General features: G+C 67.1%; 19 protein-coding genes and 2 pseudogenes. 7 read left to right on the forward strand and 14 right to left on the reverse strand.

Features of this window, described 5'->3' with window-relative positions:
- Positions 1 to 94: 94 nt before the first annotated feature.
- The 3 genes from BMZ69_RS19055 to BMZ69_RS19060 all read right to left on the reverse strand — a co-directional run bounded on the left by BMZ69_RS19055 (position 95) and on the right by BMZ69_RS19060 (position 1,820).
- A complete protein-coding gene (locus BMZ69_RS19055; protein WP_244543442.1) occupies positions 95 to 1,138 on the reverse strand; it encodes a linear amide C-N hydrolase in 1,044 nt (347 codons plus the stop codon).
- 88 nt (positions 1,139 to 1,226) lie between these two features.
- Complete coding sequence (locus tag BMZ69_RS31675) at positions 1,227 to 1,400, reverse strand: hypothetical protein (RefSeq protein WP_175506874.1); 174 nt, start codon at positions 1,398 to 1,400, stop codon at positions 1,227 to 1,229.
- Positions 1,401 to 1,409: 9 nt separating this feature from the next.
- Positions 1,410 to 1,820: a rhodanese-like domain-containing protein gene (locus BMZ69_RS19060; RefSeq protein ID WP_092159540.1), complete on the reverse strand. Its 411-nt coding sequence runs from the start codon at positions 1,818 to 1,820 to the stop codon at positions 1,410 to 1,412.
- Positions 1,821 to 1,931: 111 nt separating this feature from the next.
- Between BMZ69_RS19060 and BMZ69_RS19065 the strand changes: the two genes are divergently transcribed.
- From BMZ69_RS19065 to BMZ69_RS19090, 5 genes and pseudogenes are all read left to right on the forward strand, one after another.
- Positions 1,932 to 2,627 carry a DUF599 domain-containing protein gene (locus BMZ69_RS19065; RefSeq protein WP_092159541.1) on the forward strand — a complete coding sequence of 232 codons (696 nt, stop codon included), beginning with the start codon at positions 1,932 to 1,934 and terminating at the stop codon, positions 2,625 to 2,627.
- Positions 2,628 to 2,657: 30 nt separating this feature from the next.
- Positions 2,658 to 2,942: a DUF3253 domain-containing protein gene (locus BMZ69_RS19070; RefSeq protein WP_092159542.1), complete on the forward strand. Its 285-nt coding sequence runs from the start codon at positions 2,658 to 2,660 to the stop codon at positions 2,940 to 2,942.
- Between the two features lie 13 nt (positions 2,943 to 2,955).
- Positions 2,956 to 3,159: pseudogene (locus tag BMZ69_RS19075) on the forward strand (transposase); the annotation flags it as partial.
- 260 nt (positions 3,160 to 3,419) lie between these two features.
- A pseudogene (locus BMZ69_RS19085) lies at positions 3,420 to 3,639 on the forward strand (transposase); the annotation flags it as partial.
- A gap of 290 nt (positions 3,640 to 3,929) precedes the next feature.
- A complete protein-coding gene (locus BMZ69_RS19090; protein WP_092159544.1) occupies positions 3,930 to 5,162 on the forward strand; it encodes a glycosyltransferase in 1,233 nt (410 codons plus the stop codon).
- A gap of 98 nt (positions 5,163 to 5,260) precedes the next feature.
- Here the strand turns inward: BMZ69_RS19090 and BMZ69_RS19095 are convergent, their stop codons facing one another.
- The 10 genes from BMZ69_RS19095 to BMZ69_RS19140 all read right to left on the reverse strand — a co-directional run bounded on the left by BMZ69_RS19095 (position 5,261) and on the right by BMZ69_RS19140 (position 14,382).
- Entirely contained in the window at positions 5,261 to 6,070 is an 810-nt protein-coding gene (locus tag BMZ69_RS19095; RefSeq protein WP_092159545.1) for a YdcF family protein, read from the reverse strand.
- Positions 6,071 to 6,248: 178 nt separating this feature from the next.
- Positions 6,249 to 6,776, reverse strand: a complete 528-nt coding sequence (locus tag BMZ69_RS19100) for a lysozyme inhibitor LprI family protein (protein WP_139219102.1) — start codon at positions 6,774 to 6,776, stop codon at positions 6,249 to 6,251.
- Between the two features lie 45 nt (positions 6,777 to 6,821).
- Entirely contained in the window at positions 6,822 to 7,442 is a 621-nt protein-coding gene (locus tag BMZ69_RS19105) for a glutathione S-transferase family protein (RefSeq protein WP_092159548.1), read from the reverse strand.
- Positions 7,443 to 7,653: 211 nt separating this feature from the next.
- A complete protein-coding gene (locus tag BMZ69_RS19110; RefSeq protein WP_092159550.1) occupies positions 7,654 to 9,654 on the reverse strand; it encodes an acetyl-CoA carboxylase biotin carboxylase subunit in 2,001 nt (666 codons plus the stop codon).
- A gap of 147 nt (positions 9,655 to 9,801) precedes the next feature.
- Complete coding sequence (locus BMZ69_RS19115; protein ID WP_092159552.1) at positions 9,802 to 10,242, reverse strand: hypothetical protein; 441 nt, start codon at positions 10,240 to 10,242, stop codon at positions 9,802 to 9,804.
- Between the two features lie 378 nt (positions 10,243 to 10,620).
- Complete coding sequence (locus tag BMZ69_RS19120) at positions 10,621 to 11,295, reverse strand: HAD-IA family hydrolase (RefSeq protein ID WP_092159554.1); 675 nt, start codon at positions 11,293 to 11,295, stop codon at positions 10,621 to 10,623.
- A 72-nt stretch (positions 11,296 to 11,367) separates the two neighbouring features.
- Positions 11,368 to 11,865: a hypothetical protein gene (locus BMZ69_RS19125; protein ID WP_092159556.1), complete on the reverse strand. Its 498-nt coding sequence runs from the start codon at positions 11,863 to 11,865 to the stop codon at positions 11,368 to 11,370.
- A gap of 106 nt (positions 11,866 to 11,971) precedes the next feature.
- The gene (locus BMZ69_RS19130; protein ID WP_092159558.1) at positions 11,972 to 13,288 is read right to left on the reverse strand and encodes an RluA family pseudouridine synthase; all 1,317 of its coding nucleotides are present in this window, start codon (positions 13,286 to 13,288) and stop codon (positions 11,972 to 11,974) included.
- Positions 13,285 to 13,668 (reverse strand): fluoride efflux transporter CrcB, encoded by a 384-nt coding sequence (gene crcB / locus BMZ69_RS19135; protein WP_092159563.1) that lies wholly within the window; start codon positions 13,666 to 13,668, stop codon positions 13,285 to 13,287. Before crcB ends, BMZ69_RS19130 begins: the two co-directional genes overlap by 4 nt.
- A 78-nt stretch (positions 13,669 to 13,746) precedes the next feature.
- Entirely contained in the window at positions 13,747 to 14,382 is a 636-nt protein-coding gene (locus tag BMZ69_RS19140; protein ID WP_092159572.1) for a TetR/AcrR family transcriptional regulator, read from the reverse strand.
- 99 nt (positions 14,383 to 14,481) lie between these two features.
- Between BMZ69_RS19140 and BMZ69_RS19145 the strand changes: the two genes are divergently transcribed.
- Complete coding sequence (locus BMZ69_RS19145; RefSeq protein WP_175506875.1) at positions 14,482 to 15,144, forward strand: DUF998 domain-containing protein; 663 nt, start codon at positions 14,482 to 14,484, stop codon at positions 15,142 to 15,144.
- A gap of 140 nt (positions 15,145 to 15,284) precedes the next feature.
- A complete protein-coding gene (locus BMZ69_RS31680) occupies positions 15,285 to 16,613 on the forward strand; it encodes a hypothetical protein (protein ID WP_175506876.1) in 1,329 nt (442 codons plus the stop codon).
- 132 nt (positions 16,614 to 16,745) lie between these two features.
- Here the strand turns inward: BMZ69_RS31680 and BMZ69_RS19160 are convergent, their stop codons facing one another.
- Positions 16,746 to 18,053, reverse strand: coding sequence for a replication-associated recombination protein A (locus tag BMZ69_RS19160; protein ID WP_092159577.1), 1,308 nt, complete (start codon positions 18,051 to 18,053; stop codon positions 16,746 to 16,748).
- Position 18,054: the final 1 nt, after the last annotated feature.

Genomic DNA, 18,054 nt, shown 5'->3' on the forward strand with positions numbered 1-18,054 from the left:
TATTGTGCAAGCCGCGTCCGATGCATGGGGTGGTTGCAACCGAAACCGATCGAACTTCGCAATGCGGTCACAATGGATCGGGCTGAAGCTTCGGCTATGGCAATCCGAGGAACTGGAACGGAACAGCGTCCTGGAAACTCCCGCTCGCTTCACCGGCGAAGGTGCGGGTCTGGTTCTCGCCGAGATCGAGCTTCATCACCTTGCCGCGCTCAGGTGAGAAGTCGATCTTGCGCAGATCGACCCAGAACGTGTTCGGCGTCAGCGCGGACTCGAAGAAGTAGAGCTTGCGCTTGTGGTCGATCACCGTGCGCCAACGCGTCGAGGAAATATTGGGCTCCTCGGCCGTGGTGATCCCAAAAGGCACCGAGGCGTTGCGAATCACGCTGAAGACGCTGGCCACCGCGATGTTCGGATCGTCGAATTTGGGAATGGCGTTGATGTAGAAGGACGCTCGCGCGAAGCGATCGGCCGCGCGATTGGTTCCCGGCAGCATGACCGTGCCGCCGATCTGCTTCCAGTATGCGTTCAGCGCCAGCTGCTCGTCGAAGATCGGCGAGTTGGTCATCACCTGATAGGCCGGGCCGTGATGGATGACGAGCTTGCCCGCGATGTATTCGAAGATGGCGCTGTCACCGCGCGCGTCGGACAGCGAGAGATGCAGGGTGGCGAGCCGGTTCTCGCCCGGAACCTTGTCGGTCACGATGACGAATGGCTCGGCGCGCAAAGCGGCGACCGCTTCCTCGACCGTCGCGAAGTTGTCGAGCGCATATTGGGCCCAGGCGGCAATGCTAAGCCCCGGCTTCGATTTGTCGAAGACCGGATATTGCGACTCGACCAGCCACAGCACATTCGCGGCCAGACCCGCCTCGTTGAGACCGTCGGTCGTCGAGATGTCGTAGCCGGAGGCGATCACACTGCCATAGCGCGACCTCCAGCGCAGCGAGTTAGGACCGGCCTCGCCACTCCGCTCCATGCCCCTCGGGAAAATCCAGAGATTGGTCGCGATGTCGTTGCGCCAATCCATCGAGCGGGCGGTGATCACAATCCCGTCGCGGCCGAGATAGACCGCACGCGTGCAGGCTTCAGCCTGGGCCGAAGCCGCGATCGCCAGCGCTAGCGACAGCGCCGCGGCGCGCATGCCCTGCCAAGACCTAACGAACATGGCGTGATCTCCTGCGATCCCGTCGGCGATCATAGCGTCCGGACGCTTGATCGGCCACGGACAGCTACCACAGCAGCGCCAGCAGCCTCATCCCGATCACCAGCAGGAACGCAGCGATGATCGTGCCGAGCACGCGCTGGCGTTTGACCCGGTCCGGGAATTGTTTCGCCAGCAGCCGGCCGAGCGGCTTGCGGAAGACAAAGCAGATGACGAGAAAAACGATGACGAAATGGGACAAGCGGCGCGCTCAGCCTTGCTTCGGCGCCGGCGCATCCACCGGCGCGCCGGCCTTCTTCCAGGCGCTAAAGCCGCCTTCGACATGCGCGACCGGCTTCAGCCCCATATCCTGCGCCGTCTTCGCCGCCAGCGCCGAGCGCCAGCCGCCGGCGCAGAAGAAGACGAACTGCTTGTCCTCCTGGAAGACCGGCTTGGCATAGGGGCTGTCCGGATCGATCCAGAATTCGAGCATGCCGCGCGGGCAATGGAAGGCGCCGGGCATGCGCCCTTCCCGCTCCAGCTCGCGCGGGTCGCGCAGATCGACGAAGACGATGTCGTCGCGCCCGACCATGCTTTTCGCCTCCTCGACCGAGAGCGTCTTCACCGCCGCTTCCGCCTCGGCCAGCAGCGCCTTATAGCCCTTGGTGATCGTCTGCGGCATGGCCGGCCCTTCCCTTGCGAGGCCGGCAAGGTGGCGGCTGTGACGGCTCGCGTCAATCGATAGGCTTGCAGGCGCAGGCCGGCCTCGCCAATCTGCCGCCCGGAGGGGCACATGGCTGGATTCGGACCACTCGACCTGATCGCGATCGCCTTCTTCGCCGCCGCCTGGATCGGCTATCTCCTCGCGGTCGAGATCGGCCCGCATTCGAAGCGCAGCCTCAACACGCTGATGAACGAGCGCCGAGAGCGCTGGATCATGGAATCGGTCAAGCGCGAGAACCGGATCATCGACACGCAGGTGATGAACGGCCTACAGAACGGCACCGCCTTCTTCGCCTCGACCTCGCTGATCGCGATCGGCGGCTCGCTGACGCTGCTGCAATCGGCCGATCGCGTCGTCCAGATCTTCGCCGACCTGCCCTTCGCCACGCAGACGACGCGCACCGCCTGGGAGATCAAGGTCATCGGGCTCGCGGTGATCTTCGCCTATGCCTTCTTCAAGTTCGGCTGGGCCTACCGGCTGTTCAACTACTGCGCCATCCTGATCGGCGCGATCCCGCCCCATACCGAGGCCGACAAGCCGGAGACGATCGCCGCGGCGCGCGAGGCGGTGAGGATGAACATCGTCGCGGGCCTGCACTTCAACCGTGGCCAGCGCGCCTTCTTCTTCGCGCTCGCCTATCTCGGCTGGTTCATCTCACCCTGGCTCTTCCTGATCGCCACCGCAGCGGTGCTGACCGTGATGTGGCGCCGGCAATTCGCTTCGGATTCGGCGGCGGCCGTCGGCGCAGGCAGCAAGGCCGCTTGACGCAGCCTGCCTGGCAGCTCAGCAAGCGACATGACCAGACCGACAGACGACGACCTCGCTGAGACGATCCTGCGGCTAGCGGCCGAGCGCGGCGACGAGCGCACCCTCGGCCCGATGGATGTCGCCCGCGCCCTCGGCGGTGACCATCCCGATGGCTGGGGCCCGCTGATGCAGCCGATCCGCCGCGTCGCCGTGCAGTTGATGAAAGACGGCCGACTTGTGATCACCCGCAAGGGCCGCCCGGTCGACCCCGACGATTTCCGCGGCGTCTATCGGCTGCGCCTGCCGGGCAACGATGCGGCCGGCCAGGATTAGGGTCAGGCAGCGCGGCGCTTTCGCCAATATCCCGCCGAAGGCAAACCGGACGTGGAAGAACTGCTTCTCGCCATATCGCTATCGGAACCGCAACGCCATCGAGCGCATGTTCTGCAGGCTCAACGACGTCCGCCGCATTGCAGCCGGACACGATCGACTGGCTACAAACTTCCTCGCAGCGGTCTGCATCGCAGCAACCGTCAGCTACTGGTTATGAGTCCGGCCCCTCGGACTGGGGAGGTTTCAAGCGTCCCCTGAACAGTGCGCGCAGGATCAACCAAATCACTACGATACAGAAGATCGAAATCGGCCACGTGTAGTAGATCATCCCCACAGCGAATAGTCCGTACGCCGGATCGATGGCCGACGCTATGCCAAGCCCGACTACGTAGAGGATGATTGCGAGAATGAAGTACATTGTGTGACGTTTTAGCGGATGCTGATTGACATGAAAACGACGAACCTGTCGCCGAAGATCAGGTCAAAGAGCGCGGCGCTTTCGCCAACATCCCGCCGAAGGCAAACCGGACGTGGTAGAACTGCCTCTCGCCGCACCTCTACCGGAACCGCAACGCCATCGAGCGCATGTTCTGCAGGCTCGAGGACGTCCGCCGCATCGCCCCTCCGATACGATCGACTGGCTACAAACTTCCTCGCAGCGGTCAGCATCGCAGCAACCGTCAGTCACTGGTTATGAGTCCGGACCCCAGGCCGTCCGCCCAGCATCCGGATCGGCCCGCTGCGACCGCCATCATCGGGCAGCGACAAGCCACGGCCGTCACACGATGTCTGTGATGCTTGAAGCTGTGTTCGGGGCGCCAGCCACCTCGCCAGGAGCGGTCTCGACTGCAACAAAAAAGGCAGGGGAACGCCCCTGCCTCTTGCCATGATCATCGTCTAACGCACCCCGGGGCTTGCGGCAAGTCCCCCTCCATGTCCTAGGAACGCTGCCCTCGGCCTGACCCCCAGGCCAAAGGGAGTAGAAAAATGCGCATCTTGTTATCGACTTACGGCTCGCGCGGCGATGTGGAGCCTATGGCGGCGCTGGCCGTTGAGTTGCAGGCGCTCGGCGCAGAAGCCGTGGTCTCCGCCCCGCCGGACGAAGAATTCGCCGAGTTGCTGGCGCGGGTTGGCGTGCCCCTCGCGCCGGCCTTCACGCCGGTTCGCCAATGGATCGAAGCGGCCAGACGCTCACCGTTCGATCTGCCCACACTCGCAGCCCGGATGATCGCGGCGCAATACGAAGCCATCGGTGCGGCCGCCGCGCGCTGCGATGCGATCGTCGCGACCGGCCTCATGCCATCGGCCGGCGCAGCGCAATGCGTGGCCGAGATGCGAGGAATCGCCTATCTGCATGCGAGCTTCTGCCCGCTGTTCCTGCCGTCGGAGCACCATCGGCCCTATCCCTATCCCGGCCATCCCCTCCCGCCGGACGTGACCGACAATCGCGCCTTGTGGGATCTGAACATCGGCGTGATGAACGCCCTGTTCGGCGGAGCGATCAATGGCCAGCGCGCTGCGATCGGCTTGCCGGAGGTGACGAACATCCGCGATCACATCTTCACAGGCCGGCCATTGCTGGCCTCCGACCCGGTGCTCTGGCCCTGGCGGCCGACGGAACTCTGCGACGCCGCGCAAACCGGCGCCTGGATCCTGCCGGATGCCCGTCCGCTGCCGGCCGGGCTGGAGGCGTTCCTCGCAGCCGGCGCGCCGCCGATCTATGTCGGCTTCGGCAGCATGGCGATGGATGCGGCAAGAGAAGCAGCGCGGGTGGCGCTCGCGGTTGTTCGCGCGCAAGGGCGTCGCGCCGTGCTGTTGCGGGGCTGGGCCGAGCTGGCGCCGATCGATGATGCGGACGACTGCCTCGTCATCGGTGACGTCAACCAGCAGGTCCTCTTCCCGCGGATGGCGGCCGTGATGCACCATGGCGGCGCCGGCACGACGACAGCGGCGACCCGCGCCGGCGCGCCGCAAGTGATCGTCCCGCAGGTCGTCGACCAGCCCTTCTGGGCCGCCCGGGTGGCACGGTTGGGCATCGGCGCGGCACATGATGGCCCGACGCCGACTTTCGACTCGCTGTCCGCAGCGTTGGCGATCGCCCTGTCTCCGCAGACCCGGGCGCGAGCCATCCAGGTCAGCGAGACGATGCGCTCCGACGGGGCAATGGTCGCCGCGAGAGGGGTCCTCGACGCGATCGGCCAGGAAGGGCGGCAGCTCTAGCGCATTTTCGAGTGAAGTGGACACCGGTCCGCGTGAAGAGAATGCGATAAAACAAGGACCTAGAACATTTCCGCGATTCGAAGAATTGCGGAATTGCTCTAGCGCGGCGTCGCCGCCTGCGCCGGTCCAGGGAACAGCGCGTCGGTATACCCCGCGAGGTAATAGGCGACGAGCCCGGCCCATTCCTTGAAGCCGTCATCGGCGATGTCGAGCCCGCGCGCCGCCTTGCGATAGGGCCGGACATAATCGGCCGGGGTGCCGGCGGAGAGGAAATCGACGGGAAAGGCCTCGACCTGGAAACCTGCCTTGCGGAACACGCCCATCGCCCGCGGCATATGCCAGGCCGAGGTCACCAAGAGCCAGCGCTCGCCGGGCTTGGGATCGACCAGGCGACGGGTGAACACCGCATTCTCGACGGTGTTGCGCGACTTGTCCTCGAGGACGAGGCGATGTTCCGGCAGGCCGAGCCCGAGGAAAAGCAGCCGCGCCCCGTCGGCCTCGGTCTTCACCACCGACGAGAGCAGATTGCCGCCGCCACCGGCGAAGACCAGCTTGGCCTCCGGATGGGCCCGGGCGAGCTCGACCGCCTTGGTCATTCGCGCTGCGGCATTGTTGAGCACGATGTCCTCGCGCGCCACGCCGATCGCGCCGCCGAGCACGATGATGCCGTCGACCTTGCCTGAATTCACCGCCTGCTGCGGGAAACGATCCTCAAGCGGCCGAACGATGATGCGCGCCAGCGGGCTGAAGGCGAGCAGGCCGAGAACGAAGACGCAGATCAGGCCCAGCCAGCGCCCCGGCCCGGAAAAGCGCGTGAAGGCGAGCAGGCTCGCCAGCACCAGGCCGGCAATGGCGAGGTTCACCGGTGAAGCCAGGAACCAGAGGATCTTTGAGAGTGCGAAGAACATGATTTTCTTGAACAGACCCGCCTCCCCTTACGCGCAGAAAGCTGACAGGCCGTTAGGAAACGGCTGGGGGCGGCCCAGGTTCGATGCAGGATTGCGTTCACGTTGCGGTGAAGGCGCCGACCGGTGCTTCCTGCGGCCAGAGATGCTCGGGTCAAGCCCGAACATGACGAGCCATGCGCTACCGGATGATCTGCGGCGGCTGTGCCGGCGGACGGCGCGTCTGCCGCGCTGCGAAGCGCTCGACTTCGAGCGCCCGCTCGGCGACCTCGCGCAGTTCGCAGCCGGCCTGCAGCCCGGCCGAGCGCGCCGGCGGCTGGGCAGAGCCGTAGAAGGCGCATTTCTGCACGGCATAGCTCTGCCAGGCGAGCTGCAGTGCGGCGAACTGGCTGCGCGCGCCGGCATCGAGCGTCCGGCCCAACGCCGCGCCCGCCAGCGTCAGCCGCTCGCGCCAGACCGCCTCCTCGCGCCGCGCACAGCTGATCTCGGCCTGGGCCCGATCATTCACCGAGGCGGCACTGACGCAGGGCACGGCGACGAGGCCGATGCAGGCCGGGCTCGACGTCAGTCCCTGCCGCACGCAATTGGCCACCTGCATCCGATCGGCCGATTGGACCGGATTGCTCGGCGCCTGCGCAAGCGCTGCCGCACAGCCGAACTGCGCCCAAACGACGGGAATGACGAGGAAACCGCGCATGGCGGCGATCATGACGGCCAAATCGGCCGGGTCAAGCGCGGCTGGCCGTTGCCGTCCTCACGAGATCGGCAACGGCATGGCCGGACCGGCAGCGGGCCGCGCCGAGACCTGTGCATACCAGCGACGGATATTGGGCCAGTCCTTCAGCTGCACCGGCATGTGCAGCCAGCGATGTGCGCCGAGCGCCACCGTGATGTCGGCCATGCCGAAGCGCTCGTTGGCGAGGTAGGCTCGCCCCGCCAGATGCGCCTCCAGGATATCGAGCTTGGCCTGCGCCTTCGCGACCGAAGCCGCGATCACCGCCTCGTCGGTATAGCCTGGCGTCTTGCGGATCAGCCCCCAGAAGGCAGGGGTCATCGACGGCTGCAATTCGGACAGCATCCAGTCCATCCAGCGATCGGCTTCGGCCCGCCTCGCCGGGTCCTCCTCCCAGATCCAGCCGGCGCCGTAGCGAGCGGCGAGATAGCGCACGATACTGTTCGATTCCCAGATGACGAGCTCGCCATCCTCCAGCGTCGGAATCTGCCCGTTCGGATTCTTGGCGAGATAGGCCGGTTCGCGATTGCCGCCGAACTGGCCGCCGACATCGATGCGCTCGAAGGGCTGGCCGACCTCGCCGGCGGCCCAGACCGCCTTTTGCACATTGATCGAGCTGATCCGCCCCCAGATCGTCAGCATGTCCGCCACCTTCCCATGATAGGGCGGCGACAATCATCCGGCCGCCCCGCGAAGGCAAGCGCCTCAGCCAGCTGAGGCTGCTCGAGACTTCGCTGGGGAGAGCCGATTGGCGTGGCTGTCGAGAACCGGAGCGGAGCGTACATCAGTACGTGAGCAACGGAAGCGCAGACGGCCGCGTCAGGCGGCCGCCCCAGTAGAAGTCTCGCGCGCCTCAGGCGAATTCCATGATGACGGCGTCCACCGCCAGCGAATCGCCCTCTTTCGCCAGAATCTTGGCGATGGTGACGTCCTTCTCGGCGCGCAGCACGTTCTCCATCTTCATCGCCTCGACCATGGCGAGCGGCTCGCCCGCCTTGACCTCCTGGCCGACGCTGACGAGCAGCGCCTTGACCAGGCCGGGCATCGGGCAGAGCAGCACCTTGCCGGTGTCGGCCGCAGCCTTCTCCGGCATCAGCGCCGCCAGCTCCGCCTCGCGCGGCGTATAGACATGCGCATTGGCATAGGCGCCGGCATGGCCGAGCGAAACGCCGTTCAGGATCGGCCGGACCTGCGCCGCAATCGCGACGCCGTCGACCGTACCACGCCAGACCGGCTCGCCCGGGCGCCAGTCGCTGGCGATCGTCAGGCTGCGCTCGGGGAACGCGATCGTCACCGCCCCGCCCTGCTCCGAGACCTGCCCTTCGAAACGCTCGCCGCCGAGCGAGACGATGCGGGTGCGCTCGAACTCGACCTTGCGCCAGCCCTCCATCTGCGCCGAGACGTGGCGCTTGCGGCTGTTCAGGCGATGGTCGCAGGCGATCGCGATCGCCGCCATGCGCAGCGCGATCTCGCCTTCCGGCTGCGGCAGGGAGAAGCCCTCGGGGAACTCCTCGGCGATGAAGCCGGTCGAGAGATTGCCCGAGATCCAGCGCGGATGCTGCATCACCGCCGCGACGAAGGGGATGTTGTGGCGGATGCCGTCGATGGCGAAGGCGTCGAGCGCCCGCGCCTGCGCCTTGATCGCCGCCTCGCGCGTCGGCGCGTGCGTCACCAGCTTGGCGATCATCGGGTCGTAGTAGATCGAGATCTCGCCGCCCTCGAACACGCCGGTGTCGTTGCGCACGGTGGCGTCGCCATCCGGCCCCTCGCTCGGCGGGCGATAAGTGACGAGCCGCCCGGTCGACGGCAGGAAGTTGCGGGTCGGGTCCTCGGCATAGACTCTGGATTCCACTGCCCAGCCATTGAGCTTCACGTCGGCCTGGCTGATCGCGAGCCTCTCGCCATAGGCGACGCGGATCATCTGCTCGACGAGATCGATGCCGGTGATCATCTCGGTGACGGGATGCTCGACCTGCAGCCGGGTGTTCATCTCGAGGAAATAGAAAGACTTGTCCTGGCCGGCGACGAACTCGACCGTGCCGGCGCTGTCATAGCTCACCGCCTTGGCCAGCGCGACCGCCTGCTCGCCCATCTTGCGGCGGGTTGCTTCGTCGAGCAGCGGCGACGGCGCCTCCTCCAGCACCTTCTGGTTGCGGCGCTGGATCGAGCATTCGCGCTCGCCGAGATAGATGACGTTGCCGTGCTTGTCGCCCAGCACCTGGATCTCGATATGGCGGGGGTCGACGATGAACTTCTCGACGAAGACGCGGTCGTCGCCGAAGGAGGACGCCGCCTCCGACTTGGCGCGGGCGAAGCCCTCGGCGACCTCGCCGGCCGAATGGGCAATGCGCATGCCCTTGCCGCCGCCGCCGGCCGAGGCCTTGATCATCACGGGATAGCCGATCTCGTCGGCGATCTTCACGGCATGCTCGGGGTTCTCGATCACGCCGAGATAGCCCGGAACCGTCGAGACCTTGGCGGCGGCCGCCGCCTTCTTCGATTCGATCTTGTCGCCCATTGCGGCGATGGCGCCGGGATTGGGGCCGATGAAGACGATGCCGTTCTCCTTCAACGCCTGGGCGAAGGCCTCGCGCTCGGAGAGAAAGCCGTAGCCTGGATGGACGGCCTCAGCCCCCGTCTGCTTGCAGGCAGTGATGATCTTGTCGATCTGGAGATAGGATTCGGCAGCGGGAGCGGCGCCGATATGCACGGCCTCGTCGGCCATCTCGACATGGAGCGCATCGCGATCGGCGTCGGAATAGACCGCCACCGTCTTGATGCCCATGCGCTTTGCCGTCTTGATGACGCGGCAGGCGATCTCGCCACGGTTCGCGATCAGGATCTTCGAGAACATGCGTGGCGTCCCCCCGGCCCGGAGCATTGATTGTGCAGTGCGGGCTTTACGGGAGGCAAGCGCATCCGTCCACTGATGCGAAAGTTTTGTAACGTGCGCAAACGCCCGGCGGCGGCCGGGCGTGAACGCTCAGTGTTCTGGATGGCCTCAGCTCGCCAGCACCACGCGCTGGGCGATCGGGGCGGTGGAAATCCGGGCATCGGCCTTGCGCAGGGCGAAGCCGACCAGGGCCTCGTCGCAGGACTCGGCTTCGCGGACGATCTCGAAGGCGATCTTCTGCGCCAGCGGCGTCGGGCCATCGCCGGCCGAGAGCGTCGTCACCAGCCAATGCGCCTTGTCGCGGTCGACCCGGCCGGTCGGGCGGCTTTCCCAGACCGAGAAGTCGACGCAGAACGCCAGCAGCACATCGGCGAAGAGCGGCGACTTGTCAGCGACGGCACGGTCGAGCGCCACCAGCACATCGATGATGTCGCGGGTGAGCACGATCTCATGCAAGATCTCGCGCTGAAGAATTCGGACGTCTTCATCGTCGATCACGCGCCTGTCCATCACGTGATCGACGAATTCGCGAAGTTCGTGGCCAATCATCGTTCAACCCCTGTCCGACGTTGTTTCGTGTCGGTTTGTCCCTGTCGTGTGAAGACGATGCGACCGGGCCAGTCAGCAGGTGGTTAACACGCAAATCTGAACGCCTGTTCAGGTTAAACGGTCCTGAGTCAGCGTGGTTGCGAGGAGATTACCGGAGCAGATGACGCAGCCACCGCAAAGGCGATGACAACGGCCAAACACGCGACGCTCCACGCCACATCATTGTCGGGCAGAGTCCTCGGGTCGGACTTCGACCGGCCCACGGATTGATCCGCGAAGACCCGAGGACGAAACGGGGCCGATAGCAGTCTCGCCTGTCCGACATGCTCGGATCGAGCCCGCGCATGACGCGCAATCGGCGCGCCGCGCTCCTTCGGCTCAGGCCGCCAAGGACGGAGCGCCGATCAGCGCCGTGAGCTCGGCGCAACTCTCGATCACATGCCGCGCGCCGGCCGCCTGCAATGCCGCGACCGGCTGGAAGCCCCAGGAGACCGCGACCGGGGTCACGCCGGCCGCCACCGCCATCTCCATGTCGAAGGTGCTGTCGCCGACCATCAGCGTGCGCTCAGGACTGGCGCCGGTCTCAGCCATCGCTCGCAGGATCATGTCCGGATGCGGCTTCGAGATCGCGTCGTCCGCGGTCTGGATCGTCTTGAACATCGGCGCCCAGCCATGGCGCTCGACGATGTAGTCGGCGCCGCGCCGCGACTTGCCGGTGGCGATACCGAGCACAGTCGCCGGCCGCTGCGACAGCCCCGCCAGCAGCTCGATGACGCCGGGGAAGAGCGGCTCGGCCAGAGCCGGATCGCTCTCCGCCCGCTGGCGCATGCCGTTGAAGACATCCCGGTAAGTCTGGGTCAGCACGTCGTCCGGCTCGGTGAGCCCGGCGACACGCATCAGCGCGATGTCGAGGGTGAGCCCGATCACGCCGAGACCGGCTTCCCGGCCAGGATGGACGCGGCCGCAGCGCGCGAAGGTCTCGTATTGCGCGCCGAGGATGATCGCCTCGGAGTTGATCAGCGTGCCGTCGAGGTCGAAGATGATGAGGTCCATGCCCGGCGCTCTACAGGAGAAGGCAGCTGCCCGCCATCTCCGCCGGCGCAAGGCTCTCATGCCGCAACGGCCTCACCCTTGCGGACTGCGGCCGCATTCGGCGATCGCGGCCTTCAGGGCGTCGCCATCGAGCCCCTTGCCGCGCGCCTCCTTGCGGCATTCGGCCCGCTGGGCGAGATCCGGCCGCTTGCCGTTGAAGCAGGCGACCAGCGCCGCCGTCCGCTCGGCGCCCTTGAGCCCGGTCGCATCGGCCTCCTGCTTGCAGACCGCGCGCGCCGTCGCCGCGGTCGGCTTGCCGTCGCGGGTCAGACCGTCGCTGGCATAGAGCTTCACGCCGGGAAAGCGCTCCTGCATGCACTCGCGCATGGCGCGGCGCAGATCGTCGCCCGAAAGCGCGATGTTCTCGGCATAGCAGTCGCGTCGCGCCTCGGCGCGAGCGGCACGCGGCACCGGCTCGTCAATGGGTCCAGCGACCGCTTGCGGCGCGGCCGGAGCGGGCTGCGCCTGGGCGAAGCCGGTGGAGGGGAAGGAGAGAACGAGGCCGGCGGCAAGCAAGGCGATGCGCAACATGGAAAGCCTCCCGTGATAAAGAGTTCACAGGAACAAACTTAGAACATATCGCGTTTTGTTCAGCAAGTGTTCTTACCTGAGGTCACGCAACTTTTTCGCGCAGGCCTCACTCGTCCGGCGCGTCGACGATCGGGTCGTAAGGCGCATCCTCAAAGCCGAGCAGATTCCAGCTCTGGCGCATATGCGGCGGCAGCGGCGCACTGACGTCGATCGTGCCCTTGCCGCGGGGATGCGGCAGCACGATCCGCCGCGCCAGCAGGTGCAGCTTGTTCTGGATGCCGCCAGGCATCTCCCAGTTCTGTATGTCGAAGTACTTCGGATCGCCGACGATCGGATGGCCGATATGGGCAGCGTGGGCGCGCAGCTGATGAGTGCGCCCGGTCACAGGCTTGAGCGAGAGCCAGGCCAGCTTCTGCGCCGCGGTCTCGACCACGGCGTAATAGGTCACCGCGTGCATCGCGCCCTCGCCGCCATGCTCGGCGACGGCCATGCGCTGGTCGCCGTCATAGGCTTCCTCGCGGGCGAGATAGGTCGAGATTCGGCCCTGCTTCACGCGCGGAACATGATAGACCAGCGCCCAGTAGACCTTGCGGGCGGAGCGCGAGCGGAAGGTCTTGGCCAAAGTCGCCGCGGCGAAGCGCGACTTGGCGATGACGAGGCAGCCGGCGGTGTCCTTGTCGAGCCGGTGGACGAGGCGCGGCTTCTGCCCGTCCTTGCCGGTCAGCGCCGCCAGCATGCCGTCGACATGCCTGGTCGTGCCGGAGCCGCCCTGGACGGCGAGGCCGGCCGGCTTGTTGAGGACCATGACGTCCTCGTCCTCATAGAGCGTGATCGAGCGCAGGAAGCCGATCGTATCGGCGTCGGCCTTGGCCGAGCGCGGCCGCTCCGCCGCCTGCTCCAGCTTCAGCGGCGGGATGCGCACGGTCTGGCCGGCCTCCAGCCTGTCCTTGCTGTCGGCGCGTTTGCCGTCGACGCGCAATTCGCCTTTCCGGACGATGCGCTGGATATGGCTGAAGGAGAGCTGCGGGAAGCGCGCCTCGAGGAAGCGGTCGATCCGCATCTCGTTCTCGTCCTGCGTCACCACGAGCTGCTGCACGCCGGTCGAGAGCACCTCGGCGGTGACGGCCTTGACCTCGGCGCGGGTCGGCGCATCCGTGATCGGCGGCTTGCGTGTCGCCGGCTTGCGCGGAGCTGCGGCCCTTGGCGCCGGATGATGCGGCTTCGGGTTGCGCGTCGGCTCGGTGCGCACGACCTCGTCCTCCGCCGGACGCGGCCTGGCCCGGGCCGAGCGGCGCGCATCATGGCTCGGGCGCTTGCCTTTCGGCGCGCCGGAGGCTGGCGGCCTGCCGCCGCGCTTCGGGCCGTTGCCCCGCGGGGGGCCGCCCGTTCCCTTGCCGCCTGTTCCCTTGCCGCCGGTTCTCATGACAGCCCCCTGACCAGAGCGAGCCCCGCGACCAGCGCCGCGAGCGACAGGACGACCGAGCCGATGACGTAGACCGCCGCCAGCATCGCCTCGCCGCGCTCCCAGAGCAGCACCGCGTCGAGCGAGAAGGCCGAGAAGGTGGTGAAGCCGCCGAGGACGCCGGTGGTCAGGAACAGTCTGGCGTGCTGGCTCCAGCCCTCGCCCGCCTTGAAGGCGAGCCAGCCGGCGACGAGGCCCATCAGGCCGGAGCCGAGGATGTTGATCGCCATCGTGCCATAGGGGAACGAGGCGCCAAGCCATTTCAGCGAGACGAGGTTGACGCCGTGCCGGAGCACGCCGCCGATGCCGGCGCCGAGAAAGACGAGAGCGGTGGAAAGCATCCCCGAGGCATAGAGCGCCCTGCGACCGCAGACAAACGAAATCCGCGGCGGATGCCTCGTTCCAGTCTGGTCTGCTGCTTACCTCACCGTTTCCGTGCCATAGCCCCGCAGGAATGCATCGACCCCGGCCTGCGCATAGCGGGCGAGCTCGGCCGGATCGCTATCGCACTTGCCGCTGAACATGGCGCGGTTCAGCGGGATCCAGAGCAACAGCCCGGCGAAATGGTTGGCTGCCATCAGCGGGTCGTCGATCCGCAGGCGCCCCTTGGCGGCATAGCGCTGGAAGGCGGCGGAGAGCGTCTCCAGCACGCGTTCGAAGCCACCAGAGAACCAGCCCTGCCCGACCTCGGGGAAGCGCTCGGCATTGGCGATCACCAGCCGGCGCAGGCGCAGCAGGTCCGGCTGCATCAGCGCGGTCAGGAACTTGCCGGCGAGCCGGCTCAGCCCTTCCCTGGGGTCGTGTGAGGCCGCAAGCTCCTCGGCCACCAGCCGCAGCAAGCCGTCGATATTGTCCGTCGTCGCCGCGACGATCGCCGCATAGAGCCGCTCCTTGTCGGCGAAATAGCGGTAGAGCGTCGGCTTCGACACAGCCGCAAGCGCCGCCACCTCGTCCATGGTGGTGCCGTCATAGCCCTTCGCCAGGAACAGGCTCGTCGCCGCCTCCAGCACGGCGCCGCGCTTGCGTTCGGAGCGATCGAGAACGGCTTGCGACATGGCGGCTCCATGGGTCTTGACATCAGAAATAAAACTACACAGTTTAGTTGTACTAAACCGTTCAGTTTTACTCTATCCCTTCCGCTCCCGGAGAGCCAGATGCAAACCGCCCCCTCTTCTCTCGACCGCGCCCTCCTCGCCTGCGGCGTGGCGAGTGCCCCTGTGTTCTACGGCCTCGCCGCGCTGCAAGTGGCGCTCAGGCCCGGCTATGACATCCGCACCCAGCCGATCAGCTTCCTCGCGCTCGGCGAGCTCGGCTGGATCCAGGTCGCGAATTTCGTGGTCACCGGTGCCCTGGCGCTCGCCGGCGCGCTCGGCTTGCGCCATGTCCTGCGCGGCCAGCGCGGAGGCACGGCGGGCCCGATTCTCGCCGGCCTCTACGGTCTCGGCATGATCGGGGCAGGGCTGTTCGGGCCCGATCCCCTGCCCGCCCCCGGGCAGGCGCCACAGATGAGCGCGGCCGGCGCCGTGCATATGGTCGCCTTCCTTCTCTCGTTCCTGTCGCTGATCGCGGCCTGCTTCGTCTTCGCCCGCCGGTTCAACGCCGTCGGCAAGAGCGGCTGGGCGCTCTACAGCGTCGTAACCGCCCTGGTCGCTCCCGCGCTCGTCGCCACGAGCATGGCGAACCCGGCTTTCGCCGGGCTGATCGTCGGCGCCGCCGGTCTCGTGCTCTTCGGCTGGTTCTCGCTCATCGCCTTCGAGGTTCGCAATGAAACCTCGGCTCTCCCGGCGTTCCCGCCCCAGGCGCCTGCCGCTGCCTGAGCAGCAGCAATGATCATGCGGCCTGCGATCTTCCGCTGGCCGCTCCCACGCAGAAGCACCTCCCGCTCCACCCGGACGATTGACTTGCCACCTCCCCGACCGGCAGAAACATCGAGACGCAGGGGGTGGTCGTCGCGCCAATGGCATGCGGTTCTGTACCAGGAGGCGAGCTTGTCGGCGCGGCGTTCTGGCGCGCGGCGCTGCCTGCCGGCCTCGGACTCGCCCTGCTGTCGCAGATCGCCCTCGCAGCGCCGGCGCGCTTGCAATCGCGCCCGGCGCAGGCCCCGAGCTTTGCCCGCGCCTGCACGATTGCCTTGCCCGAAACTCCGCCGCTCTTCGCCGGCAAGCCGGCAGAGCCTGCGGCTTCGGGCGAGGACGAAGCAGATGACGACAGCGACGACGAGGAGGACGAGGACGAGGACGACGAGGACCCGCCGGAGCGCGGCCTTGTCCTGCCCGGCGCGGCCACCTGCCTCTCGATCACCGGCACGGTCAGCGCCGGCATCCAGCGCGATTCCTTCCGCGCCTCGCGCAATGGTCCGCCGCCGCCGTCGAGCGCGACCTCCTTCCCGATCAGCGCCGCCTTCCGGATCGCGACCTCGCACGAGCTCGCCTCCGGCCTGCGCGTCGGCACGGCCTTCGGCTTCACCATGTACGGGCCGGTCAACGGCACCAGCGAGACCACGATCGACGAGGCGACGATCCTGGTCGGGCCCTGGACCTTCGGGCTCGACACGTCGCGCTTCGCCTTCTGGACCGGCGACGAGTTCATCTTCTCGACGCGCGTGCCCTCGCGCACCGTCGGCCTCATCGCGCTGGAACTGCCGCTGACCGAGAGCTGGACCGCGACGCTCGCTGTCGAGGACCCGGCGCTCGGCAACGCCTCCGTGACCGCGCCGGTTCAGACCGGGCGACGCATACCCGATACGATCGGCCGGCTGGTCTACGAACAGGGCGGCTGGACCGTGCATGCTGCATTCGCCTTGCGGGAGATCCCCGGTACGCCGTCGCGCTTCGGCCGGGCCGGCATTCTCGGCGCGACCTATGAAGGCGAGGCGTTCGGCAAAAGCTGGAGCCTGACGGCGCAGCTCGCCGGTGCGATCGACGGAGCGCCCTATCTCGGCTCGCAGCTCGACGCCCGCATCGTCAACCGCGTGCTCGTGGCGACCGACGCCACCCGCGGCTTTTCCACCGTCGTCTCCGGCCGCCTGGAATGGACCGACGAGCTCGCCAGCAACCTCTATCTCAGCCGGTATTGGCTCGAAGTGCCGCTCGCCAACCAGGTCCGCGGCGAGATCAGGATCGACCGCTTCGCCGCCAATCTGGTCTGGACCCCGGTCGAGGGCCTCAAGCTCGGCATTGAGAACTCGATCGCCTGGGCGAAGATCGCGCTGACCGGCCGCGAGATCGCGGCGGGGTTGGCGGGGCGACAGATCTCGACGCAGCTTTTCATCGAGCGGAGTTTTTGAAGAGAACGTCATTCTCGGGCGGAGCGAAGCGCAGACCCGAGAATCTCGTGGCGAGAAGGCGTTGATTGGTGCCTCTTCCGGCCTGAGATGCTCGGGTCGAGCCCGAGCATGACGCGGGCTGAAGCCGGCCCCCTACTCCCCCCGCTCCTGCCGCAGCTTCTCCCAGTACTCCAGCCGCTTCCTGATCTCGCGCTCGAAGCCGCGCTCCGGTGGATCGTAGAAGAGCTGCCGGCCGAGTGCGTCAGGCCAGTAGTTCTGGCCGGAGAAGGCGTCTGGTGCGTCGTGGTCATAAGCGTAGTCGGCGCCGTAGCCCTCCTGCTTCATCAGCTTGGTCGGGGCGTTCAGGATCGTCTTGGGCGGCGTCAGCGAGCCGGCTTCCTTGGCGGTGCGCATCGCCGCCTTGTAGGCGACGTAGGCGGCGTTCGATTTCGGCGCGGTGGCGAGATAGATCACCGTGTTCGCCAAGGCGAGCTCGCCCTCGGGCGAGCCGAGCTGCTCATAGGTCTCGGCGGCGGCGCGGGCATGGACCAGCGCCTGCGGGTCGGCGAGGCCGATATCCTCGACCGCCATGCGCACCAGCCGCCTCGCCAGAAAGCGCGGGTCCTCGCCGGCATCGAGCATGCGGGCGAAATAATAGAGCGCCGCATCCGGATCGGAACCGCGGATCGTCTTGTGCAGCGCCGAGATCAGATTGTAGTGCCCGTCCTGCGCCTTGTCGTAGATCGGCGCGCGCCGCTGGATCACCTCGGAGAGCCCGGCTTCGTCGAATATCTCTCCTGACTTGGCGGCGCGCCAGGTCTCCTCGGCCAGCGTCAGCACCGCCCGCCCGTCGCCATCGGCGAAGCGCGCCAGTGCGAGCCGCGCCTCCGGTGTCAGCGGCAATTCGCGGTTCTCCAGCGCCTCGGCCCGGCCGAGCATGAAGAGCAGCGCACCCTCGTCGAGCGCCTTGAAGGTCAGGACGCGCGCCCGCGACAGCAGCGCCGCGTTGAGCGCGAAAGACGGGTTCTCGGTGGTGGCGCCGACCAGCGTGATCGTGCCGTCCTCCATCACCGGCAGGAAAGCGTCCTGCTGAGCCCGGTTGAAGCGGTGGATCTCGTCGACGAACAGCAAGGTGCCCTTGCCGCCGAGCCGGCGGCCACGGGCGGCGTCGAAGGCCTTCTTCAGGTCGGCGACGCCGGAGAAGATCGCGCTGATCTGCTCGAAACCGAGATCGGTCTGCCCCGCCAGCAGGCGCGCCACCGTCGTCTTGCCGGTGCCGGGTGGGCCCCAGAAGATCAGGCTGCCGAGCGAGCCCGAGGCGATCAGCCGGGTCAGCACCCCATCCTCGCCGGTCAGGTGCTCCTGTCCCGCGACCTCGCCGAGCGTCGTCGGCCGCACCCGGTCGGCGAGCGGACGCGGGCCGGATTTGTCGAGACCCGAGGCGGAGAAGAGGTCGCTCACC

Origin of the sequence: Allobosea sp. CRIB-10, assembly GCF_900112185.1 — a bacterium.
Classification (GTDB): domain Bacteria; phylum Pseudomonadota; class Alphaproteobacteria; order Rhizobiales; family Beijerinckiaceae; genus Allobosea.

Coding starts and splice junctions, on each gene's coding strand:
- BMZ69_RS19055 (WP_244543442.1), bottom strand. CDS start 1,138: ATGCGCGCCGCGGCGCTGTCGCTAGCGCTGGCGATCGCGGCTTCGGCC.
- BMZ69_RS19060 (WP_092159540.1), bottom strand. CDS start 1,820: ATGCCGCAGACGATCACCAAGGGCTATAAGGCGCTGCTGGCCGAGGCG.
- BMZ69_RS19065 (WP_092159541.1), top strand. CDS start 1,932: ATGGCTGGATTCGGACCACTCGACCTGATCGCGATCGCCTTCTTCGCC.
- BMZ69_RS19070 (WP_092159542.1), top strand. CDS start 2,658: ATGACCAGACCGACAGACGACGACCTCGCTGAGACGATCCTGCGGCTA.
- BMZ69_RS19090 (WP_092159544.1), top strand. CDS start 3,930: ATGCGCATCTTGTTATCGACTTACGGCTCGCGCGGCGATGTGGAGCCT.
- BMZ69_RS19095 (WP_092159545.1), bottom strand. CDS start 6,070: ATGTTCTTCGCACTCTCAAAGATCCTCTGGTTCCTGGCTTCACCGGTG.
- BMZ69_RS19100 (WP_139219102.1), bottom strand. CDS start 6,776: ATGATCGCCGCCATGCGCGGTTTCCTCGTCATTCCCGTCGTTTGGGCG.
- BMZ69_RS19105 (WP_092159548.1), bottom strand. CDS start 7,442: ATGCTGACGATCTGGGGGCGGATCAGCTCGATCAATGTGCAAAAGGCG.
- BMZ69_RS19110 (WP_092159550.1), bottom strand. CDS start 9,654: ATGTTCTCGAAGATCCTGATCGCGAACCGTGGCGAGATCGCCTGCCGC.
- BMZ69_RS19115 (WP_092159552.1), bottom strand. CDS start 10,242: ATGATTGGCCACGAACTTCGCGAATTCGTCGATCACGTGATGGACAGG.
- BMZ69_RS19120 (WP_092159554.1), bottom strand. CDS start 11,295: ATGGACCTCATCATCTTCGACCTCGACGGCACGCTGATCAACTCCGAG.
- BMZ69_RS19125 (WP_092159556.1), bottom strand. CDS start 11,865: ATGTTGCGCATCGCCTTGCTTGCCGCCGGCCTCGTTCTCTCCTTCCCC.
- BMZ69_RS19130 (WP_092159558.1), bottom strand. CDS start 13,288: ATGAGAACCGGCGGCAAGGGAACAGGCGGCAAGGGAACGGGCGGCCCC.
- crcB (WP_092159563.1), bottom strand. CDS start 13,668: ATGCTTTCCACCGCTCTCGTCTTTCTCGGCGCCGGCATCGGCGGCGTG.
- BMZ69_RS19140 (WP_092159572.1), bottom strand. CDS start 14,382: ATGTCGCAAGCCGTTCTCGATCGCTCCGAACGCAAGCGCGGCGCCGTG.
- BMZ69_RS19145 (WP_175506875.1), top strand. CDS start 14,482: ATGCAAACCGCCCCCTCTTCTCTCGACCGCGCCCTCCTCGCCTGCGGC.
- BMZ69_RS31680 (WP_175506876.1), top strand. CDS start 15,285: ATGGCATGCGGTTCTGTACCAGGAGGCGAGCTTGTCGGCGCGGCGTTC.